Consider the following 25,338-nt stretch of genomic DNA (forward strand, 5'->3'; position numbering starts at 1 on the left):
GCTTGATATCGGTCCACACGCCGATCGGGCTGTCCGTGCCGCGCACGTGACCCCTCCCGTTTTTCAGTCCGCGTTTTGAAAGTCTTGTGACGCGAGGAGGGCGGGGAGCACATGGATCCGCTGGTCGTGGTGTTGCTGGTGGCTGTGCTCCTGTTGGTGTTCGTGACGATGGCGACACTGGTGATAGTGCTGCGGCGTACGTCCGGGCACGTTCCAGGTACGGCGAAGCCGTCCCCCGAGCAGGAGGCCGCCGTCCACGAGGAACTGGAGCAGGCGCGTCTGGAGGCCGGGGAGATCCGCGCGAAGGCGGAGACCGACGCCGAGGACATTCTGCGCAGGTCGGAGCAGGCGGCGGCGAGCGCGACGCAGATGCGGCGGGAGGTCGAAGAGGAGAGCCGGATCCTGAAGACCGAGCTCAAGGAGCTGCGCACCGACCTCGAACGCCGGGAAGGCCGGCTGGCCGAGCGTGAGCAACGGCTCGACGAGGAGGCACGGCGCCAGAGCGAACGCGACCGCAAGCTGGCCGAGACCGAGACGGAACTGGCCGGGCGGCGCGAGGAACTGCTGCAGGTCGAGGACGAACGCCGGGCCATTCTGGAGCGGGTGTCCGGGTTGAGCGCGGATCAGGCCAAGTCCGAGCTGGTCAAGGAGATCGAGAACCAGGCCAAGCGCGAGGCGGCGCTGATCATCCGCGACATCGAGGGCACCGCCCGCAAGGAGGGTGAGAAGCGGGCTACCAAGATCGTGACGCTGGCCGTACAGCGGGTGGCGGCCGAGCAGACGGCCGAGTCGGTCGTCAGCGTCCTACACCTGCCGGGCGACGAGATGAAGGGCCGCATCATCGGCCGCGAGGGGCGCAACATCCGCGCTTTCGAATCCACGACCGGCGTGAACCTGATCATCGATGACACCCCGGAAGCGGTGCTTCTGTCGTGTTTTGACCCGGTACGCCGGGAAACGGCGAGGCTCACGCTCGAAAAGCTCGTGCTCGACGGGCGTATCCACCCGCAACGCATCGAAGAGGCGCACGACCGCAGCCGCCAGGAGGTCGCCGACCTGTGCGCGCGGGCCGGTGAAGACGCCCTGGTCGAGCTGGGCATCACGGACATGCACCCCGAGCTCACCCTGCTGCTCGGCCAGCTCCGCTACCGCACCTCGTATGGACAGAACGTCCTGAAGCACCTCATCGAGTCCGCGCACATCGCCGGCATCATGGCCGCCGAACTCAAGATGGACCAGGCGCTCATGAAGCGCTGCGCCCTGCTGCACGACATCGGCAAGGCCCTGACGCACGAGGTGGAAGGCTCCCACGCGCTGATCGGCGCGGAGATCGCCCGGCGCTACGGCGAGGACGAGGACGTGGTCCACGCCATCGAGGCCCACCACAACGAGGTCGAGGTCCGGACCGTCGAGGCCGTACTGACCCAGGCCGCCGACGCCATCTCCGGCAGCCGCCCTGGTGCGCGCCGCGAGTCGCTGGAGGCCTACGTCAAGCGGCTGGAGCGGCTGGAGGAGATCGCCCAGTCGTACGACGGCGTGGACAAGGTGTTCGCTATGCAGGCCGGGCGCGAGATCCGCGTGATGGTCAAGCCGGACGCGATCGACGACATCCAGGCCCAGGTGATCGCCCGCGACGTGGCCAAACAGGTCGAAGAAGAACTCACCTACCCGGGGCAGATCCGCATCACCGTCGTCCGCGAGTCCCGCGCCACCGAGTTCGCCCGCTGACGGGATTTCGTCTCGCCCGAGACAAATCTCCCTTTCTTCTGTTACGGCAAGCCACCGCCACCCCCACCCGCCGACGTGCGCCGGGGCAGGTCGGGGGGATCGCTTCTCACGTCGGACGTGGCACCCGCCGCAACGGCCCTTCGTCAACCTCCCCCACGGTCCCGATGGCCCGAAGGCCGCATGCCACACGCCCAAAGAGTCGGCGTCCGAGGGCTGAGAGGGCGGTGACCGTGAGGCGGCAGAGCCGGCGGAGGGGGGCGGGCCGTGAGGCGTGGGACAGAGAGGGCGTGAGGCCGGGGGCTGGGAGGGCGGAGACCGTGAGGCGGCAGGGGCTGGCAGGGGGCGTGAGGGGCTGGGGGCTGTGAGGGGCTGGGGTTCTTGGGGGGTGGGGATTAGGGGGTGTGGAGGGCGGTTAGGAGGTGGTTTGCTTGGGTGGTTATGGGGGGTAGGGCGGCGGTGGGGTCTGGAGAGCGGGCCAGGAGCATGCCGGCTTCGCACAGGGCGCCGAACATCAACTGACCTCTGATCGCCAACGCTTCGGCGGGGAGTGTGTCGTCGGTTGCTCGCATGGCGTTCAGCAGGACGCGCAGGGTGTGGGCTTGCTGGATCTGGCGTACCTCTTCCCAGCCCAGCACCGATGGCGCGTCCAGCAGGACGATGCGGCGGAAGCCCGGGTCGAGGCAGTGCTCCAGGAAGGTGCGGCAGCCGTGCCGCAGGGCGGTCCACGCGTCGGGGGATGCGGCGCCCACCTCTTCCAGGTGGGTGGCGATCTCCTCCTGTTCGCGGGTGAAGGTGGCGCGGAACAGGCCGAGTTTTCCGTTGAAGTGGTGGTAGGCGGCGCCCTTGGTGACCCCGGCCGTGGCGGCGACGGCGTCGATGGAGGTGGCGGCGTAGCCGTACTCGCCGAACAGCTTTCGCGCCGCGCTGATCAGCTGCGACGTGGTCGTGTCCGAGCGCTCCGCCTGCGTGCGGCGCGTCATCTTCGTGCTCCCCATTGACTTGCATACTCGCGGTACGTAACTTCGAAGGCACGTTACCTACCGTCAGTATGAAACACGGAGGCGAGTCGTGAACATCGCCGTCTACGGAGCCACCGGCCACACCGGCCGCCTGGCCACCGCCGAATTACGTGCCCGGGGCGCGGAGGTCATCCTGGCCGGGCGCGACGAGGGCAAGCTCAAGGCCATGGCCGACGAACTCGGCGGGGCCCGGGTCCGTCAGGCCGCACTGGACGACCCGGCGGCCCTGCGGGAGCTGGCCGCCGAGGCTGACGTACTGATCCATTGCGCGGGGCCGTTCACCCACACCGGACGGCCGGTCGCGCAGGCCGCCGCCGACGGCGGCTGCCACTACGTCGACCACGCGCTGGAGCAGCACCACACCGCCTGGATGTACGCGGAGATGGACGCCCGCGCCCAGAGCGCCGGCATCACCATGGTCACCGCGATGAGCTTCTACGGCGGGCTGGGCGACCTGCTCGCGGGCGCCGTGGCGGCCGGGATGAGCGAGGTCGACCGGGTCACCGTCGCCTACGCGGTGAGCGACTGGATGCTGACGACCGGCGCGAAGGGGACGGCCGAGCTGCTGTTCGCCGACACGCGGCGCATCACCTACACCGACGGCGCCTTCCACGTCGGCGACATCGAACCGCGCAACGCCGTCTACCCCTTCCCGCCGCCGCTGGGGCCGCGCAGCATGATCGCCCCCCTTCCGTCGTCGGACGTCGTCACCATCCCCCGCCACGTGACCGCCCGCCGGGTGGAGGCGCAGCTCACGGCCGACACGTTCAGCGACGAACGCGCGTTCACCAACGAACACGTCGACGCCGCCACGCGCGCCGGTTCCCACTTCACCGTCGCCGTCCAGGTGGTGACGGCCGACGGCAACCGGGCCGGTCAGGCAAGCGGGCGTGACCTGTGGAGGGAGAGCGCGGTGGCCTCGGTGGAGGCCGCCGTGCGCCTGGCCGACGGCCGCGGCCCCGACCGTCCGGGCGTCTACGGCCCCGCTCAGGCGTTCGCCGCCGCGCCGTTCTTGCGCGATCTGGAACGGCTCGGCCTCTTCACCCTCACCCTGCCCGAACCCCTCACCCCCTCCTGACCACCCCGGGACATCGGGTTGAGGGAGGAACACCGGGAGAAATGCCGCACAGAGCACGCCGCGTGGGGTGCGTTGCGTGGGGCTGTTGAGCGGGTGGAGGACGCCGCGCGGGTGTCGGATGGGCTGGGTTACCGAGAAGGGTGTCGCGATGATTCTTGTTACCGGAGCCGCAGGTGGTTCCCAGGGTGGTACCGGGCGCTTGGTCGCCGAGCTGCTGCTTGAACGTGGTCACCAGGTGAGGGCGTTCGTGCGCCGGGACGACCATCGAGCCGAAGAGCTTAAACAACGGGGCGCCGAGGTGGTGGTCGGTGATCTGCGGGAGGTCTCCCAGGTGGTCAAGGCGTTCGAGGGGGTCTCGCGGGTCTACTTCACCTACCCGGTTACCGCGGGACTCCTGGACGCCACCGCCTCGGTCGCCGCCGCGGCCAAGCGGGCAGGGGTGGAGCGGGTGGTGGAGGTGTCGCAGCTGGACGCCTCACCCGAGGCGTTCACCCCGCGCATGCGCCGCCACTGGCTGTCGGAGCAGGTCTTCGACTGGGCCGACGTCGGTGCGGTGCATCTGCGGGCCGCGGTGTTCTTCGAAAACCTCAAGGTGGCGGCCGGCGAACGTGAGCTGGCCCTTCCGCTGGGCGCGCCGGACACGAAGATCCCGCTCATCGCCGCCGAGGACGTGGCCAGGGTGGCGGCCGGGTTCCTGGAGGAGGCGGGGCCGGTGGACCGGGTCGTACCACTGACCGGGCAGATGGCGACGGCCGGGGAGGCCGCGGCGGCGCTCGGGCTGGAGTATGTGGACGTCGCGCCGGAGGTCTGGGAGGAGCGGGCGATGGAGCGGTATCAGGACCCGTACACGGTGGATCATCTGACCCATCTGTGGGGGATCTTCCGGTTCATCGGTTCGGGCGACCATCCGCTCTACCGCGTCACCGACGTGATCGAGCGGGTGGGCGGGCGGGCGCCGCTGCTCATCGGCCGGAGCTAGCTGAAGATCTGCTGGTAGAAGGCCAGTTCGGCGGCCAGGGCGGTGGTGCGGGTCTCGGCGCGGCGGAAGCCGTGGGATTCGCCCTCGAACGCCAGGTACGTGCACGCGATGCCCCGCTCCAGCAGCGCGTCGGCGAACGCGCTCGACTGCTCCGGGGGCACGATCGGATCCTCCAGCCCCTGGAGCAGCAACATCGGGCAGGAAACCCCGGACACCAGGGCGAGCGGCTCGCGTTCCGCGTAGACGGACTCGTCGGCGCCGACCAGCCACTCCATGTAGCGCGACTCGAAGTCGTGGGTGTGCGCGATGAGCGGGGCCAGCGCGCTGACGCCGTAGTAGGAGACGCCGCCGGCGAACACGTCGGAACGGCAGCAGGCCGCCATGACCGTCCAGCCACCGGCGCTGCCGCCGCGCACCGCGATCTTGGCCGGGTCGGCGAGGCCCTCGGCGGCCAGCCATTCGGCGGCGGCGACCGTGTCCTCGACGTCGACGACGCCCCACTGGCCTTTGAGCCGGTCGCGGTAGGCCCTGCCGTACGCGCTGGAGCCGCCGTAGTTGACGTCGAGCACCCCGATGCCGCGCGAGGTGAAGAACGCCTTCTCCAGGTCGAGCTCCGACTGCGCGTGCCCGGTGGGGCCGCCGTGCACGAACACCACGTACGGCGTGCTGCCCTCCTGCCGCACCTCCGGGTTGGCGGGCGGGTAGAGGAAGCCGTGCACGTGCCGTCCGAACCTGCCCTGGAACTCGACCGCGCGCGCCTTGGGCAGGTAGGCGATGTCGGGCAGTTCGTCGATGCCGCGCCGCAACGCCTCCACCCGGCCGGTGACCGTGTCGATCCTGACCACCGATCGGGGGACGGCGCCGCCGTACCCGAGCCCGATGACGGACGTGCCGTCGGCGGCGAGCTTGGGCTCCCAGCCGTCGTAGGGGACGTCGAGGTCGGTGAGCTCGCCCGAGTCGGGGTCGAGCAGCGCCAGGCGCAGGTCCCCGCGGCCGTGCACGACCGCGAGCCGCCCGTCGCCGAGCGGCAGGTACGGCCGGCCGCCCAGCACCCACAGTGGCCACGCGAACTCCTCCTCGGCCGGGAAGAGCGCCTGTGCGGAGGTGCCGTACATGGTGATCTGGTAGAGGTTCCACCAGCCTGACCAGTCGGAGACCAGGTAGAGGGTCTGGTCGTCCTTCCACTGCGGGGAGAGGACGGACTCGGACGAGCCGCCCTTGACCGTCCAGGAGGAGCCGTCCTCAAGGCGCAGCACGCGCAGTTCGGTGCCGTTCCAGGGCATGCGCGGGTGGTTCCAGCAGATGTAGGCCAGGTGGCGGCCGTCGGGGGAGAGGGCGGGGGCGGCGTAGAAGTCGGCGCCGGTCACCCATTCGCGCGGGTCGCCGCCCTCTAAGGGGACCGAGACGATGGCGCGCACGACCTTGCCGTCGCCGGTGTGGCGCTCGCGTACGCACCAGACCTGGTCGTCGCGGACGAGCAGGTCGGCGTAACGGGCGCCGTCGTCGGGGGTGAGCGGCCGTGGCTCGCCGTCGAGAAGGTAGAGGCGCTGGTCGGGCTGGTGGGTGAAGACGATCAGGTCGTCGGCGGTGACGGCGTAGGGGCGCCCGCCGTACTCGTGGACGCGGGTGCGGGCGTTCCAGGGGGCGGGCAGCAGCTCGCTCCGTGCGCCGTCGGCGGCCCTGTGCATGATCGTCGTGCGGCCGCCCTCGTCGGGGCGGTCCTCTGTCCACCACACCTGGCCGGACTGGGCGCTGGGCCAGCCCAGCCGCAGGGCCGCACGCGCGACGTCGGTGGTGGAGATGGGGGAAGGCCACGGCATAGCGGCATCCTGCCGGAAAACGGCCGCTCGTGAGGGGTGGTCGCGTGGAACCACCCCTCACGGACTCAGGCGATGTTGCCCATGTCGTTGGTCAGGGCCACCGGCTTGGCCGCGGTCTTGCGGCTGCGGCGGCTGCGCTTCTCCAGCCAGTTGGCGAACCAGCTGAGGAGCATGTTGAGCCCGATGTAGAAGACGCCGATGAAGATGGCCGCGACCAGCTTCGTGCCGAAATGCACCGAAGGCAGGATCTTGAAGCCCATGTTCAGCAGGTCGATGTAGGTGATGATGTAGCCGAGCGCGGTGTCCTTGAGCAGGACCACGAGCTGGCTCACCACCGCGGGCATCATCGCGGTGAGCGCCTGCGGAAGCAGGATCAGCCGCATCACGCCGCTCTTGCGCATGCCGATCGCGTAGGCGGCCTCCGACTGGCCCTTCGGCACGGCGAGCACGCCGGCCCGCACCACCTCGGCCAGCACCGACCCGTTGTACAGGGTCAGGCCGATCACCAGCGCCAGCAGGCCGTAGTCGCCGCCGCCCATCAGGTCGGGCGCCAGGAACCAGATGAAGAAGATCAGCAGCAGCAGCGGGATGGCACGGAAGACCTCCACCACCCAGCCCGCCGGGATCCTGATCCACCTGTGGTCGGAGAGCCTGGCCAGGCCGAAGACGGAGCCGAAGATCAACGCGAAGATCGAGGCCAGCACCGCCGCCGTCAGCGTGCCCTGCACGCCGGGGATCAGGTACTGGTTCCAGGTCTCCCACTCGAAGAAGGGCGCCCAGATGTTGCCGGCGAACTGACCCTTCTCGTTGAGCTTGACCACCACGAACGCGGCGATGGCCAGCAGGGCGACCACGGTGATCATCGTGTAGAGGTTGTTGCGCAGCCGCGCCTTGGGGCCGGGGGCGTCGTAGAGGACGGTTGCCTGCGGCTTGGTCATCGCGCCACCGCCAGTCGCTTGGCCAGCCAGCCGGTGAACCAGCCGATCGGGAGAGTGACCGCCATGAAGGCGATGACGAGCCCGATGAAGATCGGGATGGAGACGCCCGTGGTGTCGAAGGTGTCGTACATCACGAAGGCCGCGTCGGCCAGCAGGCCGCCCGCCTGGGCCACCGTGGTGTTCTTGATCAGGGCGATGATGACGCTGCCCAGCGGCGCGATGACCGCGCGGAAGGCCTGCGGGAGGATGATCAGCCGCAACGTCTGCATGAAGGTCAGCCCGACCGCCCGCGCCGCCTCCGCCTGACCCATGGGCACGGTGTTGATGCCCGAGCGCAGCGCTTCGCAGACGAACGTCGAGGCGTAGATGGACATGGCCATCACGACCAGCCAGAACGCGTTGTCGTACGGCTCGTCCGAGAACGTGAGCCCGAGCGTGTCGCTGAGACCCAGTGCGCTGAACGCCAGCAGCAGGGTCAGCGGCGTGTTCCTGACGACGTTGACGACGGTCGTGCCCGCGGCCCGGAGGACCGGGATGGGGGAGACCCGCATCGCCACCAGGATCGTGCCCAGGACCAGCGCGAGGACCGTGCAGATCGCCGACAGTTGAAGGTTGACCAGGAAGCCCTTGAGAAGGTCCGGCCCGTATTCAATGAGTTCGTCCATTGTGCTCCACCGCATATAGCAGCGGCGGCCGGATCACCGGCCGCCGCGACATGGGCGTGTCCTTACGCGCAACCCTCGAAGGGCGGCGCGGCGGTGGGCGCCGTCAGCCCCTTGGCGTCGCCGAACCACGTGGTCCAGATCTTCTGGGCCTCGCCCTTCTGGTACAGCGAGGTGACGGCCTTGTTGACCGCCTCGCAGGTCTTGGTGTCGCCCTTCTTCAGGCCGATGCCGTACTTCTCGTCGGTGAACGGGTCACCGAGGATCTTGAAGTTGCCGCCGGCCTGCTTGGCGAAGCCCGCCAGGATCAGGTCGTCGGTGGTGACCGCGTCGAGGTTCGAGCCGCTCAGCTTCTGCACGCACTCCGAGTAGTTGCTCGCGCCGACCAGCTTGGCCGGCAGGCCCAGCTTGCCGTCCGGCGGCGGGTCGGTGATGCGCTTGTAGGAGTTGGAGCCCGCGGCCTGGCAGATCCGCTTGTCCTTGAGGTCCATCGCCTTGGCGATGGCCGCGTCGTCCGCGCGGACCATGGTGTCCTGGTGGGCGACGATGTACGGCCCGGCGAAGGAGACCTTGCCCTTGCGCTCCTCGGTGATGGAGTACGTGGCGAAGATGATGTCAACGGTGCCGTTCTGGAGCAGCGCCTCGCGGTTCTTGGAAGGCGCCTCCTTCCAGGTGATCTTGACATCCTTGCCGGCGGCCAGTTCCTTGATGACGGCCTTGGCCATGTCGACGTCGTAGCCGACGGGCTCGTTGCCGGTCTTCAGGCCCAGGCTGGGCTGGTCCCACTTGGTGCCCACGATGATCTCGCTGGCACCGGTCACCTTGTCGACCACGGTCGAGTAGCTGCCGCCCCCGCCGCCGCCACAGGCCGCCAGTCCGACCGCGAGTGCGGCCACGGCGCCCGCGGCGCCGATTCGACGCTTGTACATGAGTCTTTACCTCAATCTTCAGTGCGTGAGGATCTTCGACAGGAAGTCCCGCGCCCGGTCGGTCTGGGCGTTGGTGAAGAACTCGTCAGGGGTGTTCTCTTCGACGATCTGCCCGTCGGCCATGAACACGACCCGGTTGGCCGCCCTGCGTGCGAACCCCATCTCGTGCGTGACGACCATCATGGTCATCCCGTCGCGCGCGAGCCCGATCATGACGTCGAGAACCTCCTGGACCATCTCCGGGTCCAGGGCCGAGGTGGGCTCGTCGAAAAGGATCATCTTCGGATCCATCGCGAGCGCTCTGGCAATCGCGACGCGCTGCTGCTGCCCACCCGAGAGCTGCGCGGGGTACTTGTCCGCCTGCGTGGCGATGCCCACCCGCTCCAGCAGCTCCATCGCCCGCTTGTCGGCCTGATCCTTCGCCGTGCCGCGCACCTTGGTGGGGCCCAGGGTGACGTTCTCGCGGATCGTCTTGTGGGCGAACAGGTTGAACGACTGGAACACCATCCCGACCTCGGACCGGAGCTTGGCCAGCGCCTTGCCCTCGTCCGGAAGCACCTGCCCGTCAAAGACGATCTTCCCGGCGTCGATGGTCTCAAGCCGGTTGATGGTACGGCAGAGCGTCGACTTCCCCCCACCCGAAGGGCCGATCACGACCAGAACCTCGCCACGGGAGACGGTCAGGTTGATGTCCCTCAGGACGTGCAGCGCCCCGAAGTGCTTGTTGACGTTCTCCATTTGTACTAGTGGAGACGCGTGCCCGTTCTCCGTCATGGATGCAACCTAAAGGGCGTAAGGACGCTGGTCACTAACCAGGCGGTACCGATCCGATCACATCACGCCACCAAGCTGGAGTTTTAGCCAGTGAGGGGGACGGCGCAAGCCGTACAACGACTACCCTTGAACGTGCGATGACTGTTACCCAGGAGAGCGCCCGCACCTACGAAGTGCGCACATACGGGTGCCAGATGAACGTGCACGACTCCGAGCGGCTGTCGGGCCTGCTGGAAGACGCGGGCTACGTGGCGGCGACCGACGGCGAGACCGCCGACGTGGTCGTCTTCAACACCTGCGCCGTCAGGGAAAACGCCGACAACCGCCTCTACGGCAACCTCGGCCACCTGCGTCCCGCCAAGGTCAAGAACCCCGACATGCAGATCGCCGTCGGCGGCTGCCTGGCGCAGAAGGACCAGGGCGAGATCGTCCGCAAGGCGCCGTGGGTGGACGTCGTGTTCGGCACCCACAACATCGGATCACTGCCGGTGCTGCTGGAGCGCGCGCGGATCGCCGGAGAGGCGCAGGTCGAGCTCAAGGAGTCGCTGGAGGTCTTTCCTTCGACGCTGCCGACCAAGCGCGAGTCCGCCTACGCGGCGTGGGTGTCGGTCTCGGTCGGCTGCAACAACACCTGCACGTTCTGCATCGTGCCGTCGCTGCGCGGCAAGGAGAAGGACCGCCGCCCCGGCGACGTGCTGGCCGAGGTCCGGGCTCTGGTCGACCAGGGCGTTCTCGAGGTCACCCTGCTGGGCCAGAACGTCAACACCTACGGCGTGGAGTTCGGCGACCGGCTCGCCTTCGGCAAGCTGCTGCGCGCCTGCGGCTCCGTCGAGGGGCTGGAGCGGGTCCGCTTCACCTCGCCGCACCCGGCCGCGTTCACCGACGACGTGATCGCCGCCATGGCCGAGACGCCCAACGTGATGCACCAGTTGCACATGCCGTTGCAGTCGGGCTCCGACCGGGTGCTGAAGGCGATGCGCCGTTCGTACCGGGCCGAGCGCTACCTCGGCATCATCTCCCGGGTCCGCGACGCCATGCCCGACGCCGCGATCTCCACCGACATCATCGTCGGCTTCCCCGGCGAGACGGAAGAGGACTTCCAGGGCACGCTCGACGTGGTGCGCGAGTCGCGCTTCGCGAACGCCTTCACCTTCCAGTACTCCATCCGGCCCGGCACGCCCGCCGCCACCATGCCCGACCAGCTGCCCAAGGAAGTGGTGCAGGAGCGGTACGAGCGGTTGGTGGCCCTGCAGGAGGAGATCTCCTGGGCGGAGAACAAGAAGCAGGTCGGACGGACGCTGGAGGTGCTGGTCGCGGAGGGCGAGGGCCGCAAGGACGCGGCGACGCTGCGGCTGAGCGGGCGCGCGGGCGACAACCGGCTCGTGCACTTCGCGGTGGGCGACGGCGAGACGCCGCGGCCCGGGGACATGGTGACGGTCGAGGTCACGTACGCGGCCCCGCACCACCTGGTGGCCGACGGCGCCGTGCGGTCGCTCCGCCGGACCCGCGCGGGCGACGCGTGGCAGGCCCGCCAGGGCTCCCCCGCCCCGTCTGCGCCCAAGGGCGTCTCCCTCGGCATGCCCACCCTCGGCCGCCCGCCCCTTCCCACCTCTTCCTGCGCACCCCAGTAGATCCTCTATTTCGGTCGTTTCTGCTGGTTTCCCGTTGGATCGGTTCTTTGGGGTTGCTGTCTGGTTTGGCGTGTCCGCCCCTTTTCCGTTACGGCAAGCCGCCGCCCCCGCCGCCCGCCGACCCTGGCGGGCGGCCCGGTTCGGTGGCCGGCAGCCGGACGTGGTCCCCGCCGCGACAACGCACGCAGACCCCCTGCTCCGGCCCCGCTACCTGGTGCCCCGGCTGCCGGGTTAGCCGGGATTGCTGAGTAGGCGGTCGCAGTAGTCCCGGCGGATGTCCGGGAAGGTGGCGCACGGGTTGTGGCCCGGGTTCGGTGCCGGCTCGGGGGCCTGCTGGGCCGGTTGGGCGGGGGTGCCGGTGTTGGCCGGTGCGGTGTTCTGGGCTGGTGGGTTGACGGCCGGCGGGGTGCTGCTCTGAGCGGGTGGGCCGGCTTGGCGGGAGTTGCTCTGAGGGGGAGCGGCGGTGGCCAGAGGGGCGGGGTCGTTCAGGGGCGTGCTGGGCAGGGTTGGGGGGAAGCCGTCTGCCGGAGGTGGGCCCAGGGTTGGGGTTTCCGGTGGAGAGGATGGCGGGGGCGTCTTGCCGGGGGCGGGGATCAGCTGGATCCAGGCGGCGGGGGCGGTGTTGCCGGTCAGGGCGGGGGGCGAGGGTGATGGGGAAAGCGGCGTTACCCGATAGTGGAGTTCGGGTGATCTTTCGGAAGGCCCGAATGCCAGCAGAATGCCGAACCCGGCCACGGTCAAGACGATCACCACGGATATGGCGGACGCCAGCCGGCCCTGCCCACCTGGGCGAATGGCTCCAAAGCGTGACAAGTCGTGATTCCCTGTGATTGAGCGGTGATTGAGGCTGTGATTGTTGTGCGAGCATTCCACTGCTGCGGCTAGTGTGGTCCATCACCCGCGGAAGCCGGCGAGCTTTCCCGATACGACCGCAGGGAGCTGTCCCCCATGCATCACCCGACCGAGCCGGACAAGCCCGAGATCCTCGACGGACCGGGCGAGGAGCCTCGGCGCGCACGCCGTACCCCCTCCAAGAAGAACAAGACGATCATCATCGTCGCGTCGGCCCTGGTGGTCGCGCTCGCGGCGGGAGGCGCCGGCTTCTTCCTGGCCAACGGCGACAAGACCCCGGCCGGGGGTACACAGCCGCAGACCGTTCAGCAGACGCGGCAGCAGAAGCCGGATCCGCGGCTGGCGGAGGACGAGGACGCCTCGGTGGGCGACGTCACCACCGACGCGCCGAAGGACGGCGACACCGCCGACGAGAACCTTCCCCAGGACGCCGTCCCCCAGAACCCCAACCCGCAGGTCCCGGCCAAGCCGAACACCGCCGACCCCGGAACGCCCAAGCCCGGAACGGGTAAGCCCAGCACGGACAAGCCGGGTTCGGCAGGCAACAACACCACCGCCCCGGACAACCCGGCGGACGGCCCGGCCGGCGAGCTGACCGGCCAATGCGCCGCATCCGGCTGCTGACCCACCCCAACCCCTGACCAGTTCCGTCCGCGTGCCGGAAATCTCGCGTCGCGGGTGGAGTGGTCGGGCGGTTCTGGGGGTGAATGGACCTTCTGGGTGGCCTGGTGTGACCGTAGGTTCCGGGTATGACAAGTCAGAAGGCCGCCGTCCTGCGAGCTCTGCACGTGCCCGGCGATCCCCTGGTCCTGCCGAACGTCTGGGACGCCGCGTCGGCGCGGGCCGTTCGGGAGGCGGGGTTCGCCGTCGTGGCGACCGGGAGTGCGGCGATCGCGCGTGTGCTCGGCTACGACGACGGCGAGGCCACGCCGGTGGCCGAGATGCTGGCCGCGGTGGGGCGGATCGCGCGGGTCGTGGAGGTGCCGGTGACCGCCGACATCGAGCGCGGCTACGGGCTCAAGCCGGCCGAGCTGGTGGAGCGCCTGCTGGCGACGGGCGCCGTGGGCTGCAACCTGGAGGATTCCGACCCCGGCACCGGCCAGATGATCGACCCGGCGGAGCAGGCGGACTTCCTGGCCGAGGTACGGGCCGCCGCCGGAGGAGACCTGGTGATCAACGCTCGTGTCGACACCTTCCTGGGCGGCGCCGGGACGCGGGAGGACGCGGTGGCCAGGGCCCATCGGTACCTGGAGGCGGGCGCCGACTGCGTCTACCCGATCCTCGCCCCGGACCCCGCCGCCCTGGCCGCGGCGATCGGCGGGCCGGTGAACGTGATCTTCCACAAGGGTTCACCGTCCCTGGCCGAACTGGCCGCGATGGGGGTGGCCAGGGTGAGTTTCGGTCACGGGTTGCACGCCGCGGCGCATGCCCATGCCGTTCACCTGTTCGGCCGGGTCCGCGAAGGGCACAACCCCTATCTGTAGGTGAACCGCCGTCAGGCGTTCGCATACCCTGGCGGCGTGCTTGTCGCCGCGGCCGTCTGCCCGCATCCTCCGCTGATCGTGCCCGAGCTCGCCGGTGCCGCCGCCCCCGAGCTCGACGGTCTGCGCGCCGCCTGCGCGGAGGCCGTGGCCGCCCTGCGTGCCGCCGCCCCCGACCTGCTGCTCGTCGTCGGCGGTGACGACACCACACGCGAGTACGGCCCGCGCTCGGCGGGTTCGCTGGGCCCCTGGGGCGTGGACGTCAGGACCGGCGCGGGCGAGCCGGTGCTGCCGTTGTCGCTGACGATCGGGCGATGGCTGCTGGACGGTGACCCGGACGGGTTCCTGGCGGTGGCCGTGGACGCCGGTCCCGCCCAGTGCCTGGAGCTGGGGAAGCGCCTGGCCTCCGGGTCGCGGGTCGCGCTGCTGGTCATGGCCGACGGCTCGGCCAAGCTGACCGGCAAGTCCCCCGGCTACCTGGACCCCGCGGCGGAGCCGTACCAGAGAAGGCTGGTCAAGGCGCTCGCCGAGGCGGACCTCGCGGCGCTCGCCGAGCTCGACCCCGGCGAGGCGGCGGAGCTGTGGGCCGGCGGGCGGGCGCCGCTGCAGGTGCTGGCCGGAGCGGCGGCGGGGGTGGAGTTGCGGCCGGAGCTGGTGCTGGAGTGCGCGCCCTACGGGGTCGGGTATGCGGTGGCGGTCTGGAGTTAGGGGCGCTTCGGGACCTGGACGGTCATGAGGTCGCGGGCCACGATCACGTCGCCGTCGAAGACCGCGCGGGCCTCCTCCAGGAAGACCGGCTCGGCGTCGAGGCCGTAGCGCTCGGAGAAGTGGGTCAGGACCAGGCGGCGCGCGCCCGATTCCTTGGCCACGAGCGCGGCCTCCTGCGCGGTCAGATGGCCGTACTCCTTGGCCAGGGCGGCTTCCGCCGACAGGAACGTCGACTCGATGACCAGCAGGTCCACGCCGTCGGCCAGGGCGAAGACGTTCTCGCACAGGCGGGTGTCCATGATGAACGCCGCCGACTGGCCGGGGCGTGGCGTGCTGCACATCTCCAGCGTGACGCCGCGTAGCACGCCTTCCTGCTGCAGAACGCGCACGTCGGGGCCGGTGATGCCGTGCCTTCTGAGGCGTTCAGGGAGCATGCGGCGGCCGTCGGGTTCCTGGAGGCGGTAGCCGTACGACTCGACGGGGTGGGACAGGCGGCGCGCGGTCAGCGGCGGCAGGGTGGCGGTGTCGCCGGAGACGGGGTGTTCGGTGATGGCCTCGGTGTCGGTGAAGACCGCGGCGTGGCGCAGGCGGTTCCAGTACTGCTCGCCGCTGGCCGGGTAGACCGCTTTGACCTCGTGTTGCACGCGGTCGCGCGCGATGCGCTGGACGATGCCGGGCACGCCGAGGCAGTGGTCGCCGTGGAAGTGCGTGACGCAGATCCAGTGCAGCTGGCTGGAGCTGAGCCCGGCGTACAGGAGCTGGCGCTGGCTGCCCTCGCCGGGATCGAACAGGTAACCCTGCCCATCCCACCGCAAAACATAGCCATTGTGATTACGGTGTCGGGTAGGGACCGCGCTTGAGGTGCCCAGCACGACCAGTTCACGAGAGGACACGATGCTCACCGTCGCCTACGCTCAGCTGCCGACGCCCGTCGGCGCCTTCCATGTGGCCGTCACCGAGGACGGGCTGGTCGCGACGGGCTGGCGTCCGCTCCAGGTCGGCCTCGACGAGGTTCATGACCCGGATCGTACGGCTTTCGTGCTCGATGAGCTGAAGCTTTATTTCGCCGGTGAGCTCAAGGCGTTCGAGACGCCCATCGACTGGAGTCTCATGGCGGGGTCGCGGCGGGCGGTGCTACGGGCCCTGCACGGCGTGCCGTACGGGAAGGTCGTCACCTACGGCGAGCTCGCCCAGCTGAGCGGCACGAGCGTGCCCGCACGCGGGATCGGGTCGATCATGGGCTCGAACCCGATCCCGATCGTGGTGCCCTGCCACCGCGTGCTCGCGGCGGCGGGCCTGGGCGGCTTCAGCGGCGGTATCGGCGTGGAGACCAAACGCTGGCTGCTCACCCACGAGGGCTACCTACAGCCCACGCTGCTGGATCTCTAGCCTTCCTTGCCGTCGATCTTGTCGGCGGCGTCCTTGGCCATGTCGGTGCCCTTGGCGATGTGCTCGTCGAACTTGCCGCCGGTGGCCTCGCTCGCGGCCGTGGAGGCCTTGTCGATGCCCTGGTTGGCGGCGTCCTCGGCCTTCTCGCGCAGGCCGTCCATCATGCCGCCCGCCGAGTCCTGAGTCTGACCGGCGGTGTCTTTGGCCTGTTCGGGGATGTTCTTCAGCTTCTCGTCGTGCCCGCCGAACATCTCCTTGACCTTGTCGAAAATCGACATGTCTTCCCCCGATGTCTCATTGACGGCCCCCCCGAGCCGTCGTCTCCTTCATACCCCTTGTGTTGACACACTTATCGGTGTGCGCAAGCAGCCTGTCATCGCCGTCGTGGGGCCCACCGCGGCCGGAAAGTCCGATCTCGCCGTGGATCTGGCCCTCCGGCTGGGGGGCGAATGCATCAATGCCGACTCCATGCAGCTTTACCGAGGAATGAACATTGGAACGGCCAAACTCTCCCAAACCGAGCAAAGAGGTGTTCCTCACCATCTGCTCGATATCTGGGATGTGACCGTCACCGCCAGCGTGGCCGAGTACCAGAGGCTGGTCCGGCCCCTGCTGGACAAGCTGGAGGTGCCGATCCTCGTCGGCGGGAGCGGCCTGTACGTGCGCGCCGCCCTCGACGACCTCGACTTCCCCGGAACCGACCCGGCGGTCCGCGTCCGGCTGGAGGCGGAGCTGGCCCAGGTGGGGCCCGCCGTCCTGTACGAGCGGCTGCGGGCGAGCGACCCCAAGGCCGCAGAGGCGATCCTGCCCAGCAACGGCCGGCGGATCGTGCGCGCGCTGGAGGTCATCGAGTTCTCCGGGCGCCCCTTCTCGGCGACGATGCCCTCTTACGAGGCGCTGTACCCGAGTGTCCAGATCGGTCTCGACGTGCCGCGCCCCGAACTGGACGCCCGCATCGAGCTGCGGGTCGGGCGGATGTGGGAGGCGGGCCTGGTCGACGAGGTGCGGGTCCTGCTCGATGAGGGCCTGGCGGACGGCCGTACGGCAGGCCGCGCCCTGGGATACGCCCAGGTCATGAAATATCTGGCGGGGGAGTGGACCGAGGAGGAGGCGTTCGCCGAGACCGTCCGGGCCACCCGGCGCTTCGCCCGCCGCCAGGAGTCGTGGTTCCGCCGCGACCCCCGCGTGGTCTGGCTGCCCTACGACGCGCCCGATCTGCTGGGACTTGCGGTCGATAGGCTTGGGTCATGAAGTTTCTGAAGGGCCACGGTACTGAGAACGACTTCGTCATCATCCCCGACCCGGATGGCGAGATCGACCTGTCGGCCGCGCTCGTGGCCGAGATCTGCGACCGCCGCACCGGCCTCGGCGCCGACGGCGTGCTCCGCGTGGTCCGCAGCAAGACCAGCCCCGAGGTCTCCGAGCAGGCCGGGCAGACCGAGTGGTTCATGGACTACCGCAACGCCGACGGCAGCATGGCCGAGATGTGCGGCAACGGCGTACGCGTCTTCGCCCGCTACCTGGTCGACGCCGGTCTCGCCGAGCCGGGCGAGTTCGGCATCGCCACCCGCGGCGGCGTCCGCAAGGTCCGCCTCGGGGCCGAGGGGGACGTGACGATAGACATGGGCAAGCCCACGGTGTACGGCGAGAGCGTCACCTCCGTCTCCGGCCAGGAATACACCGGCCTGCACGTCGACATGGGCAACCCGCACCTGGCCTGCGCCATCGGCGACCCCGTCGTCCAGCTCGACCTGACCCACCAGCCGGCCTTCGACCCCGGTGTCTTCCCCAGCGGCGTCAACATCGAGCTGTTCAACGCCGTGGGCCCGCGCCGCGCGGTCATGCGCGTCTTCGAGCGCGGCTCCGGCGAGACCCGCTCGTGCGGCACGGGGGCGGTTGCCACCGCCGTCGCCGCCGCCCACCTGAGCGGCGAGGTCACCGGCGAGTGGATCGTGGAGGTCGCCGGCGGCCGGCTCACGGTCACCCTCGACGAGGAGACCAGCTACCTCAGCGGACCGGCGGTGATCATCGCCTCCGGCGACCTGACCCTTGCAGAATAATGTTCTCCTGAGCGATGCTGGGCGCATGGCTGATCCACAGACCACCGCGATCGAGGTCAAAGCGCCCATCGGCGTCCTGGGCGGCAACTTCATGCTGTCGAGGGAGGCCAAGGCACTCTGCGAGGAGTACGGCCTCGGCCCACGCGAGCTCTACTTCCGCGGGCGCTGCGGCGTGCTCGGCGAGTGCGAGGCCGACGTGGTCACCTCCGTGGCTATCTTCTTCCCGCCGGAGCACGTCGCGCAGAACTGGGACGCCGGCCGCAAGATGCCCGTCGAGCAGGCGGTCGAGCTCTACACCGGCGCCTGCCACGCGTGGGGGCGCCGCAAGCTCGGCGGCTTCGACGGCTGCGCCAGGATCGCCGAGCTGCTCGAACCGGTCGTCGAGAAGGCCTCGCCGGTCGGGGCTCCGTTGTTCGCCGGGTGGCGGGCCGTACCCCTGCCCGATGACGCGCCCGCGCGGGCGACGCAGCTCATGCACGTCGTGCGGGAGCTACGGGGCGGTCTGCATGCCAATGCGGTGATCGCGGAAGGGATGCATCCGCTGGACGCCATCCTCGCCGCCTCGCACGAGGGCACCCCGTTCGGACGGGCGACCGGCGAGTCGATCGCGCGGTTCTTCACCTGGCCGGAGCCCTATCCGCAGCTCCCCGCCGAGGTGATCGAGCGCCGGGCGAAGATCGAGGAGACGACCGATCGGCTCATGGCTCCGGTATTTTCTGTCCTGAACGCGGCTGAATCGGATGAGCTGATAGGCCTTCTCCGTTTGGGGCACGCCCATTGACCTGGCAGACTGACTCCCCATGGACGTGGACATCTGGGCCTGGGTCGGCGACACCCAGCAGCAGCTTTCCGAGGCGGGCAACGTTGGCCTCGCCATGGCGCTGGGAGACCTCCCCGCACAGGCCTACGAGGGCCGCTATCCCCAGCTCGACGTGATGGCCCCGGCCATCGCGCAGCAGGCGGAGCAGCTCGGGCTGCCCTGGCTCGAGTTCTACGCCCGCTATTGGCATCTCGTGGGCCGGGTCGGCGACCGGGCCCAGGGCGCGGTGGCGATCGGCGACGCCGAGGAGTTGCTCGCCTTCGCCCAGCGCGAAGAGGTGCGTGACTGCCCCGCGGCCCCGGCCGCCGTCGAGGCGCTCGCCCTGGCCTGGGCCAACGCCGACGGCCCCGGCTACGCCGAGCAGCGCCTGGAGAAGCTGGGTGCGGCCATCGAGGGCCTGTCCGCCGACCAGCCCGCCTACACCGGTCTGGTGACGCAGTACGTCGCGGCCCTGGTCGACGCCGGGCGCGCCGAGGAGGCCGTCACCTACGCCGAGTCCGCCGTCGAGCAGCTGCGCGCCGTCGACAAGCCGGCCAGCTGGGAGCTCGGCGCCGCGAGCGCCCACGCGCTGCTGACCGCGGGCCGCGCCGAGGCCGCGCTGACCGCGCTGCAGGCCGCCGCGGACTTCCCGGCCGACGACCCGCCCGCCAAGCCCCACCGCGACGGTGTACGCCGCGCACGCATCCTCGCCGAGCTCGGCCGTACCGCCGAGGCCGTGGACGCGCTGCCCGACCTCGACGTCGTGGGCAACCACCCGCGCGACTTCGTCGAGTGGGCGCAGGTCGTGCTCAAGCTGGCCGGTTCCTCGCAGATCACCAACACCTGGCAGCTCGGCCGCGTCCTGCGCCAGTGGATCGACTACTTCAGCATGATGGGCGGCTACCAGGCCCGCGTCGAGCTGGCCCTGGTCGCCGGCGACCTGGCCATCGCGCGCCAGGGCGTGTGGCAGGCGCGGCTGCTGGCCGACCTCGCCGAGCAGTTCTCCGGCGAGCTGCGCGAGCCGGAGAGCGTCACCGGGCGCATCGCCGGCCTGCGCGCCGCCGCCGACGCCACCGCCGAGCCGGAGGCTCCCGGCTCCGAGGACGAGCGGGTCGCCTACTTCGACGCCGCCGACGGCTTCAACGCCGACCCCGAGAAGTGGGTCGGCTGGCTGGCCCCGATCTCCGGCTCCGACCTGGAGGCCACCCGCCGTCACACCACCACGCTCGGCTTCCTCGGCTACCCGGCCACCGGCGCCGACATCTACTGGAAGATGCTCGTCGACTCCGGCGACATCGCCACGGCCGACCCCGACGACGTCGCGTACCTGACCACGCTGCTCATCGAGGCCCGTCAGGACGAGCGGCTCGAGCAGATGGCCGCGATGCTGCCGCACGCCGCCCAGCACCTCACCCTCGCCCGCCTGCACAGCGCCCGCGAGCGCTGGGCCGAGACCGCCGCCGAGGGCGAGCACGCCATCGCCGCCGGCGCCGGCACGGAGGCGCGCCGCCTGGTCTCGGGCGCCGCGCAGCAGCTCGACGACAACGCCCGCGGTGCCCAGGTGCTGCTGGAGGTCCTCGACGAGCTCAACGACGAGGACGTCTGGCGCATGGTCGTGATGGCCACCGCCGCCGAGGACTGGGACACCGTCCGCAAGGGCGCGGCCAAGATCGGGATGCCGATCCAGTCCACCGAGGGCCCGATCGAGGAGGAGATGGGCCTGATCCGGGTCATCCTCCCGGCGCCCGACGGCGGTCAGCGGCAGGTGCTGTCGATCCGTACCGGCCCGGCCACGGCGCGCCTGGCGCTGCCGCAGCCGCGTGGCATGGAGTACAACGCCGGCGACCTGGTCGTCTTCGACCCGCAGCTGCTGGAGCCCATCCCCGACGACCCGAAGGAGCAGGAGAACTTCGTGCCGCCGTTCGCGGCCGTGAGCATCCTGCGTCCCGGCGGCTACGTCAGCTACTTCTTCGACGGCGCCGCGCCGTCCGAGAGCGACTGGGCCGAGTTCACCGAGGTCATGGCCGAGCGCGGCTGGCCGATGTGGGTCTACTCGGAGGAAAACTACACCGTCACCCACCCGAGCTCCGGCGAGACGCTGCCCGGCGTCTACGGCTGGGTCGCCGTCCCGCCGGACGTCGCCGCGACCGATGTCGACGCCCTGCTCGACGACGCCACCGAGCGCTGGTCGCACCCGCTGGCCTGGCTCGACCTGGCCCGCGAGATCGACGTCGAGGTCGAGCGGCACGAGCGCATCGTCAAGGAGTACGGTCTCTGATGATCGACAAGTTCAGGCTCGACGGGAAGGTGGCCATCGTCACCGGGGCTTCGTCGGGCCTGGGCGTGGCCTTCGCCCGCGGGCTGGCGCAGGCGGGGGCCGACATCGTTATCGGCGCCCGGCGGGCCGACCGGCTCGACGGGACCCGGAAGCTGGTCGAGGAGGCCGGGCGGCGTTGCCTGGCCGTCGCGACCGACGTGACCGTGGTCGAGCAGTGCCAGGCGCTGGTCGAGGCGGCTGTGGCGGAGTTCGGGCAGGTCGATGTTCTGATCAACAATGCCGGGGTGGGCACGGCCGTACCGGCGCTGCGGGAGAGTCCCGAGGAGTTCCGGCGGGTGATCGACATCAACCTGCACGGGAGCTACTGGATGGCGCAGGCGTGCGCGCGCGTCATGCGGCCCGGGTCGTCGATCGTCAACATCGGCAGCATCCTCGGTGAGACCACGGCGGGGCTGCCGCAGGCGGCCTACAGCGCGTCGAAGGCCGGGGTCATCGGGCTGACCCGTGATCTGGCGCAGCAGTGGACGGGGCGGCGCGGGATCCGGGTCAACTGCCTGGAGCCCGGTTTCTTCGCCTCGGAGATGACGGATGAGTACAGCGCCGGGTACCTGGAGCGCATGCTGGAGCAGCGGGTGGTGATGGGCCGGGTGGGCGAGGCCGATGAACTCGTGGCGGCGGCGGTGTTTCTGGCGAGCGAAGCCTCGTCGTACATCACGGGCGTGACGCTGCCGGTTGACGGTGGGATTCTGCTGACCTGATAGGTTGCTCGCTGATCTTCACGTTTCGGAGGGATTTATGGGCGACATCGACCGTCTTGCGGCAGTTATCAGGGACGACCGGCCTTGGGGTGGGTTTGAGCGCTTCACCCTGAATGAGATGTCGACCGTGAAGATCATCGATGTGGCGCCCGGTCAGCGGCTCAGCCTTCAGCGGCACACCTCGCGCGACGAGCTGTGGGTGGCGCTGGACCCGGGCTGCGTGTTCGAGATCGACGGCGAGCGCACGGAGCCCGGCGTTGGTGACCGGGTTCTGATCCGCGCCGGCCAGACCCACCGCCTCAGCAGCTCCGGCCCCGCCACCCGCATCCTCGAGATCGCCTTCGGCCACTTCGACGAGGACGACATCGAGCGCCTCGAGGATGTGTACGGGCGTTCTTAGTTTTTCCTTCTGTTACGGCAAGCCAGGCTGACGCCACCCGCCGTCGCTCGTTGACGCCGATCGGGGGGATCGCTTCTCACGTCGGACGTGGTCCCCACCGCAACGGCCCTCCTTAACCGGCTCCCGGGCTCGCTGTCCGTCCGTTGCCTTCTTCGAGCCGAGTGCCCTCCGCCTCGTTCGCCCCTGGCTCCTGTTTCTTGGCCCCGGCTTCTGTCCCTTGTTGCCCCTTCGGCTTCTGGCTCTGGTTGCCCTTTGGGTTTGTCGGCTTCTGGGCTGTGGATGTCCTGGGGTTTCGGGGTGTTTGGCTTGATGTCATGTTTGGGTTGGTGGCTGTGGGGCTCTTGTTTGGGGGTCGGGTGGGCTCTATGTTCGTTGCGTAGTCCGGTACGTGTTGCGTATTAGGGAACAACCGGAGGGCGCATGGTGTCCCGGCCGCGGTTAGTGATCATTGGAGCCGGCATTGTGGGCTGTGCCCTGGCCGATGAGCTCACCGGGCGGGGGTGGACCGACGTCACCGTGGTCGAGCAGGGGCCCCTGTACGCCGCGGGCGGGTCGAGTTCTCATGCGCCCGGGCTGGTGTTCCAGACCAATCCGTCCAAGACGATGACGGAGTTCGCCACCTACACGGTCAACAAGTACAGCGGGCTCTCGCTCGACGGGCAGTGGTGCTTCAAGCAGGTCGGCGGGCTGGAAGTGGCCACCACGCCCGAACGGCTCGCGGACCTGCGGCGGCGCCAGGGGTGGGCCGAGGCGTGGGGTGTGCACGGTGAGGTGATCAGTCCCGAGCGGTGCCTTGAACTCTGGTCTCCGCTCGATCCCGCTCGGGTGCTGGGCGGGTATTTCGTGCCTACTGATGGGCTGGCCAACTCACTGCGGTGCGGCGAGGCGCAGGCGCGGCGGGCGATCGAGCGGGGGGCGCGGTTCCTGCCGCACCACACCGTGGTCGGGATCGAACAGCAGGGCGGGCGTGTCACCGGGGTGGCGGTCGAGGCCGGTGCTGAGGGGCTCGAGTATCGGGTCATACCCGCTGATGTCGTGGTCAGCGCGGCGGGGTTCTGGGGGCCGGGCATCGGGGCGATGGCGGGCGTCAGCGTGCCGTTGCTGCCGCTGGCTCATCAGTACGCGCGGTCGGAGCCGCTGGCCGTACTGGAAGGAAATCCTGAAGCGGTACGGCCCATCCTGCGGCACCAGGACAGAGACCTGTATTTCCGGGAACACGGGGATCAGATCGGCGTCGGGTCCTATGCGCACCGGCCGATGCCGGTCCGGCAGGAGGAGATCGGGCCCAACGGCACCACGATGCCGTCGGTACAGGCGTTCACCGAAGAGGACTTCGAACCTGCCTGGCGGGACGCCGTCGAACTGCTGCCCGCGCTCAAGGAGTCGGCCTACACCGACGGGATCAACGGGATCTTCTCCTTCACACCGGACGGGTTCCCGCTGATCGGGGAGGCGCCGCAGCTCGACGGGTTCTGGGTGGCCGAGGCGGTGTGGGTGACGCATTCGGCAGGGGTGGCCAAGGCACTGGCGGAGGTGCTGGTCGACGGGCGTTCCAGCTTCGACCTGCATGAATGCGAGCTGAACCGGTTCGAGCCCGTCCACCTCGCGCCCGCCTTCATCGAGGAACGCGGCAAGCGGAACTTCGTCGAGGTCTACGACATCATCCATCCGCTCCAGCCGATGGAATCGCCCCGTCCTCTGCGGACCAGCCCTTTCTATCCGCGTCAGCGGGAGCTCGGGGCGTTCTTCCTGGAGGGGGCGGGGTGGGAGCGTCCGCAGTGGTTCACAGCCAATGCCCCGCTTTCCGATGGTGATCCCGGGCGGCGGGATGACTGGGCGGCGCGGTACTGGTCGCCGATCGCCGCTGCCGAGTCCCACCACACCCGTGAACAGGTCGCCCTCTACGACATGACGCCGCTCAAGCGGATCGAGGTGGCGGGGGCCGGGGCGGCGGCGTTCTTGCAGCGGATGACGACGAACAATGTGGACAAGAAGCCCGGTTCCGTGACGTACACGCTGCTGCTCGACGCCGGTGGCGGGGTGCGGTCCGATCTCACGGTCGCGCGGCTGGCCGAGGAGCGGTTCCAGGTCGGCGCCAACGGGAACCTCGACCTCGACTGGCTGCGGCGGCACGCGCCGGGCGATGTGCAGGTTCGGGACATCACGCCCGGGACATGCTGTGTGGGGGTGTGGGGGCCACGGGCCCGCGAACTGGTGCAGCCGCTCACGGACCTGGACATGTCTCATGAGGGGTTCCGGTATTTCACCTGTAAGCAGGGCTATATCGGGCATGTGCCGGTGACCGCCATGCGTGTGTCGTATGTGGGGGAGCTGGGCTGGGAGCTCTACACCACGTCCGACCTGGGCCTCAAGCTCTGGGACACGCTCTGGGCGACGGGGCTGCCGATCGCGGGTGGGCGGGCGGCGTTCAACAGCCTGCGGCTGGAGAAGGGGTACCGGTTGTGGGGCGTGGACATGACGCCTGAGCACAACCCGTACGAGGCGGGGCTGGCCTTCGCCGTCCGGGAGGACAAGGACTTCCTCGGCCGGGACGCGCTGTCCAAGGAGATCACGCGCAAGCTCGTGCCGCTGCTGACGGCCGAGGTCGTGATGGGCAAGGAGCCGGTACGGCACGGCGGCGCCACGGTCGGCTACACCACCAGCGCCGCCTACGGCCACACCATCGGCCGCCCGATCGCCTACGCCTGGTTGCCGATCGACCTCACCACTCCGGGGACAGAGGTGGAGGTCGCCTACTTCGGCCGCCCCGTCCCGGCCGAGGTCGCCGCCGAGCCCCTGTTCGACGCCAAGATGGAGAAGATCCGACGATGACCCGATCGACGGAACCCCCACCAACCCCACCCCAGCCCGCGACACCGGACCAGAACCCCCGATACCCCGGTCGGTCAGACCCGCGGCTGTCAGACCCAGGTGGGTCAGACTCCGGTGGGTCAGACTCCGGTGGGTCGGACTCGGGGTGGTCGGACACGGGTGGGTCGTGCCCGGGGCTGTCGGTCCGGGCAATGACAGGTCGGAGGTCGACGGGCTCGGGTGG

At 69.7% G+C, this 25,338-nt stretch carries 23 protein-coding genes; 15 read left to right on the plus strand and 8 right to left on the minus strand.

Going from position 1 to position 25,338, the window contains the following annotated elements; translation table 11 throughout:
- The first annotated feature begins 111 nt into the window (after window positions 1–111).
- Window positions 112–1,728: a ribonuclease Y gene (rny, locus tag ACFWY5_RS22735; protein WP_379620660.1), complete on the plus strand. Its 1,617-nt coding sequence runs from the start codon at window positions 112–114 to the stop codon at window positions 1,726–1,728.
- A 392-nt stretch (window positions 1,729–2,120) separates the two neighbouring features.
- Here rny and ACFWY5_RS22740 read toward each other — a convergent pair whose 3' ends face one another.
- Window positions 2,121–2,708 carry a TetR/AcrR family transcriptional regulator gene (locus tag ACFWY5_RS22740; protein WP_379634092.1) on the minus strand — a complete coding sequence of 196 codons (588 nt, stop codon included), beginning with the start codon at window positions 2,706–2,708 and terminating at the stop codon, window positions 2,121–2,123.
- An 88-nt stretch (window positions 2,709–2,796) separates the two neighbouring features.
- Here ACFWY5_RS22740 and ACFWY5_RS22745 point away from each other — a divergent pair, with 88 nt between their 5' ends.
- Together ACFWY5_RS22745 and ACFWY5_RS22750 are read left to right on the plus strand one after the other, a co-directional pair.
- Window positions 2,797–3,825: a saccharopine dehydrogenase NADP-binding domain-containing protein gene (locus tag ACFWY5_RS22745; RefSeq protein WP_379634094.1), complete on the plus strand. Its 1,029-nt coding sequence runs from the start codon at window positions 2,797–2,799 to the stop codon at window positions 3,823–3,825.
- 148 nt (window positions 3,826–3,973) lie between these two features.
- A complete protein-coding gene (locus ACFWY5_RS22750; protein ID WP_379634096.1) occupies window positions 3,974–4,804 on the plus strand; it encodes an NAD(P)H-binding protein in 831 nt (276 codons plus the stop codon).
- On the opposite strand, the gene ACFWY5_RS22755 is transcribed toward ACFWY5_RS22750, so the two are convergent.
- From ACFWY5_RS22755 to ACFWY5_RS22775, 5 genes are all read right to left on the minus strand, one after another.
- The gene (locus ACFWY5_RS22755; protein ID WP_379634098.1) at window positions 4,801–6,624 is read right to left on the minus strand and encodes a S9 family peptidase; all 1,824 of its coding nucleotides are present in this window, start codon (window positions 6,622–6,624) and stop codon (window positions 4,801–4,803) included. The genes ACFWY5_RS22750 and ACFWY5_RS22755 overlap by 4 nt on opposite strands.
- Before the next feature lie 65 nt (window positions 6,625–6,689).
- On the minus strand, window positions 6,690–7,562 hold the full coding sequence (locus ACFWY5_RS22760) for an amino acid ABC transporter permease (RefSeq protein ID WP_379616481.1): 873 nt from the start codon (window positions 7,560–7,562) through the stop codon (window positions 6,690–6,692).
- Window positions 7,559–8,227 carry an amino acid ABC transporter permease gene (locus tag ACFWY5_RS22765; protein WP_379616483.1) on the minus strand — a complete coding sequence of 223 codons (669 nt, stop codon included), beginning with the start codon at window positions 8,225–8,227 and terminating at the stop codon, window positions 7,559–7,561. Before ACFWY5_RS22765 ends, ACFWY5_RS22760 begins: the two co-directional genes overlap by 4 nt.
- Before the next feature lie 62 nt (window positions 8,228–8,289).
- Window positions 8,290–9,153, minus strand: coding sequence for a glutamate ABC transporter substrate-binding protein (locus ACFWY5_RS22770; RefSeq protein ID WP_379616485.1), 864 nt, complete (start codon window positions 9,151–9,153; stop codon window positions 8,290–8,292).
- Window positions 9,154–9,171: 18 nt separating this feature from the next.
- Window positions 9,172–9,891, minus strand: coding sequence for an amino acid ABC transporter ATP-binding protein (locus ACFWY5_RS22775; RefSeq protein WP_376773517.1), 720 nt, complete (start codon window positions 9,889–9,891; stop codon window positions 9,172–9,174).
- Window positions 9,892–10,064: 173 nt separating this feature from the next.
- On the opposite strand from ACFWY5_RS22775, the gene miaB reads away from it, so the two are divergent.
- The 4 genes from miaB to ACFWY5_RS22795 all read left to right on the plus strand — a co-directional run bounded on the left by miaB (window position 10,065) and on the right by ACFWY5_RS22795 (window position 14,599).
- Window positions 10,065–11,558 (plus strand): tRNA (N6-isopentenyl adenosine(37)-C2)-methylthiotransferase MiaB, encoded by a 1,494-nt coding sequence (gene miaB, locus ACFWY5_RS22780; protein WP_379634101.1) that lies wholly within the window; start codon window positions 10,065–10,067, stop codon window positions 11,556–11,558.
- Between the two features lie 948 nt (window positions 11,559–12,506).
- Window positions 12,507–13,034 carry a hypothetical protein gene (locus tag ACFWY5_RS22785; protein ID WP_379634103.1) on the plus strand — a complete coding sequence of 176 codons (528 nt, stop codon included), beginning with the start codon at window positions 12,507–12,509 and terminating at the stop codon, window positions 13,032–13,034.
- A 125-nt stretch (window positions 13,035–13,159) separates the two neighbouring features.
- A complete protein-coding gene (locus tag ACFWY5_RS22790) occupies window positions 13,160–13,894 on the plus strand; it encodes an isocitrate lyase/phosphoenolpyruvate mutase family protein (protein ID WP_379634105.1) in 735 nt (244 codons plus the stop codon).
- Between the two features lie 36 nt (window positions 13,895–13,930).
- Entirely contained in the window at window positions 13,931–14,599 is a 669-nt protein-coding gene (locus tag ACFWY5_RS22795; RefSeq protein WP_379634107.1) for a hypothetical protein, read from the plus strand.
- Here the strand turns inward: ACFWY5_RS22795 and ACFWY5_RS22800 are convergent.
- Entirely contained in the window at window positions 14,596–15,492 is an 897-nt protein-coding gene (locus ACFWY5_RS22800; protein WP_379634109.1) for a ribonuclease Z, read from the minus strand. The genes ACFWY5_RS22795 and ACFWY5_RS22800 overlap by 4 nt on opposite strands.
- Between ACFWY5_RS22800 and ACFWY5_RS22805 the strand changes: the two genes are divergently transcribed.
- The gene (locus ACFWY5_RS22805; RefSeq protein ID WP_379634111.1) at window positions 15,461–15,988 is read left to right on the plus strand and encodes a methylated-DNA--[protein]-cysteine S-methyltransferase; all 528 of its coding nucleotides are present in this window, start codon (window positions 15,461–15,463) and stop codon (window positions 15,986–15,988) included. The two genes, ACFWY5_RS22800 and ACFWY5_RS22805, sit on opposite strands and share 32 nt — an antisense overlap.
- On the opposite strand, the gene ACFWY5_RS22810 is transcribed toward ACFWY5_RS22805, so the two are convergent.
- Entirely contained in the window at window positions 15,985–16,266 is a 282-nt protein-coding gene (locus ACFWY5_RS22810) for an antitoxin (protein ID WP_379634114.1), read from the minus strand. The two genes, ACFWY5_RS22805 and ACFWY5_RS22810, sit on opposite strands and share 4 nt — an antisense overlap.
- Window positions 16,267–16,345: 79 nt before the next feature.
- On the opposite strand from ACFWY5_RS22810, the gene miaA reads away from it, so the two are divergent.
- The 7 genes from miaA (at window position 16,346) to ACFWY5_RS22845 (ending at window position 25,115) form a co-directional block, all read left to right on the plus strand.
- Window positions 16,346–17,239, plus strand: a complete 894-nt coding sequence (gene miaA, locus ACFWY5_RS22815) for a tRNA (adenosine(37)-N6)-dimethylallyltransferase MiaA (RefSeq protein ID WP_379634115.1) — start codon at window positions 16,346–16,348, stop codon at window positions 17,237–17,239.
- Window positions 17,236–18,048, plus strand: coding sequence for a diaminopimelate epimerase (gene dapF, locus ACFWY5_RS22820; RefSeq protein WP_379616504.1), 813 nt, complete (start codon window positions 17,236–17,238; stop codon window positions 18,046–18,048). Before miaA ends, dapF begins: the two co-directional genes overlap by 4 nt.
- A 25-nt stretch (window positions 18,049–18,073) precedes the next feature.
- A complete protein-coding gene (locus tag ACFWY5_RS22825; protein WP_379634117.1) occupies window positions 18,074–18,829 on the plus strand; it encodes a hypothetical protein in 756 nt (251 codons plus the stop codon).
- 19 nt (window positions 18,830–18,848) lie between these two features.
- Window positions 18,849–21,125, plus strand: coding sequence for a tetratricopeptide repeat protein (locus tag ACFWY5_RS22830; protein WP_379616508.1), 2,277 nt, complete (start codon window positions 18,849–18,851; stop codon window positions 21,123–21,125).
- Window positions 21,125–21,883 carry an SDR family NAD(P)-dependent oxidoreductase gene (locus tag ACFWY5_RS22835; RefSeq protein WP_379616510.1) on the plus strand — a complete coding sequence of 253 codons (759 nt, stop codon included), beginning with the start codon at window positions 21,125–21,127 and terminating at the stop codon, window positions 21,881–21,883. The genes ACFWY5_RS22830 and ACFWY5_RS22835 overlap by 1 nt, the downstream gene beginning before the upstream one ends.
- 37 nt (window positions 21,884–21,920) lie before the next feature.
- Entirely contained in the window at window positions 21,921–22,283 is a 363-nt protein-coding gene (locus tag ACFWY5_RS22840) for a phosphomannose isomerase type II C-terminal cupin domain (protein ID WP_379634119.1), read from the plus strand.
- 420 nt (window positions 22,284–22,703) lie between these two features.
- Entirely contained in the window at window positions 22,704–25,115 is a 2,412-nt protein-coding gene (locus ACFWY5_RS22845; protein WP_379634121.1) for an FAD-dependent oxidoreductase, read from the plus strand.
- The last annotated feature ends 223 nt before the right edge of the window (window positions 25,116–25,338 follow it).

The organism is Nonomuraea sp. NPDC059007 (genome assembly GCF_042740555.1).
In the GTDB taxonomy this organism is placed as follows: Bacteria; Actinomycetota; Actinomycetes; order Streptosporangiales; family Streptosporangiaceae; genus Nonomuraea.

Coding starts and splice junctions, on each gene's coding strand:
- ACFWY5_RS22790 (WP_379634105.1), top strand. CDS start 13,160: ATGACAAGTCAGAAGGCCGCCGTCCTGCGAGCTCTGCACGTGCCCGGC.
- ACFWY5_RS22835 (WP_379616510.1), top strand. CDS start 21,125: ATGATCGACAAGTTCAGGCTCGACGGGAAGGTGGCCATCGTCACCGGG.
- ACFWY5_RS22740 (WP_379634092.1), bottom strand. CDS start 2,708: ATGACGCGCCGCACGCAGGCGGAGCGCTCGGACACGACCACGTCGCAG.
- ACFWY5_RS22775 (WP_376773517.1), bottom strand. CDS start 9,891: ATGGAGAACGTCAACAAGCACTTCGGGGCGCTGCACGTCCTGAGGGAC.
- ACFWY5_RS22840 (WP_379634119.1), top strand. CDS start 21,921: ATGGGCGACATCGACCGTCTTGCGGCAGTTATCAGGGACGACCGGCCT.
- ACFWY5_RS22825 (WP_379634117.1), top strand. CDS start 18,074: ATGGCTGATCCACAGACCACCGCGATCGAGGTCAAAGCGCCCATCGGC.
- miaB (WP_379634101.1), top strand. CDS start 10,065: ATGACTGTTACCCAGGAGAGCGCCCGCACCTACGAAGTGCGCACATAC.
- ACFWY5_RS22750 (WP_379634096.1), top strand. CDS start 3,974: ATGATTCTTGTTACCGGAGCCGCAGGTGGTTCCCAGGGTGGTACCGGG.
- ACFWY5_RS22810 (WP_379634114.1), bottom strand. CDS start 16,266: ATGTCGATTTTCGACAAGGTCAAGGAGATGTTCGGCGGGCACGACGAG.
- ACFWY5_RS22770 (WP_379616485.1), bottom strand. CDS start 9,153: ATGTACAAGCGTCGAATCGGCGCCGCGGGCGCCGTGGCCGCACTCGCG.
- ACFWY5_RS22830 (WP_379616508.1), top strand. CDS start 18,849: ATGGACGTGGACATCTGGGCCTGGGTCGGCGACACCCAGCAGCAGCTT.
- dapF (WP_379616504.1), top strand. CDS start 17,236: ATGAAGTTTCTGAAGGGCCACGGTACTGAGAACGACTTCGTCATCATC.
- ACFWY5_RS22785 (WP_379634103.1), top strand. CDS start 12,507: ATGCATCACCCGACCGAGCCGGACAAGCCCGAGATCCTCGACGGACCG.
- rny (WP_379620660.1), top strand. CDS start 112: ATGGATCCGCTGGTCGTGGTGTTGCTGGTGGCTGTGCTCCTGTTGGTG.
- ACFWY5_RS22765 (WP_379616483.1), bottom strand. CDS start 8,227: ATGGACGAACTCATTGAATACGGGCCGGACCTTCTCAAGGGCTTCCTG.
- ACFWY5_RS22760 (WP_379616481.1), bottom strand. CDS start 7,562: ATGACCAAGCCGCAGGCAACCGTCCTCTACGACGCCCCCGGCCCCAAG.
- ACFWY5_RS22755 (WP_379634098.1), bottom strand. CDS start 6,624: ATGCCGTGGCCTTCCCCCATCTCCACCACCGACGTCGCGCGTGCGGCC.
- ACFWY5_RS22845 (WP_379634121.1), top strand. CDS start 22,704: ATGGTGTCCCGGCCGCGGTTAGTGATCATTGGAGCCGGCATTGTGGGC.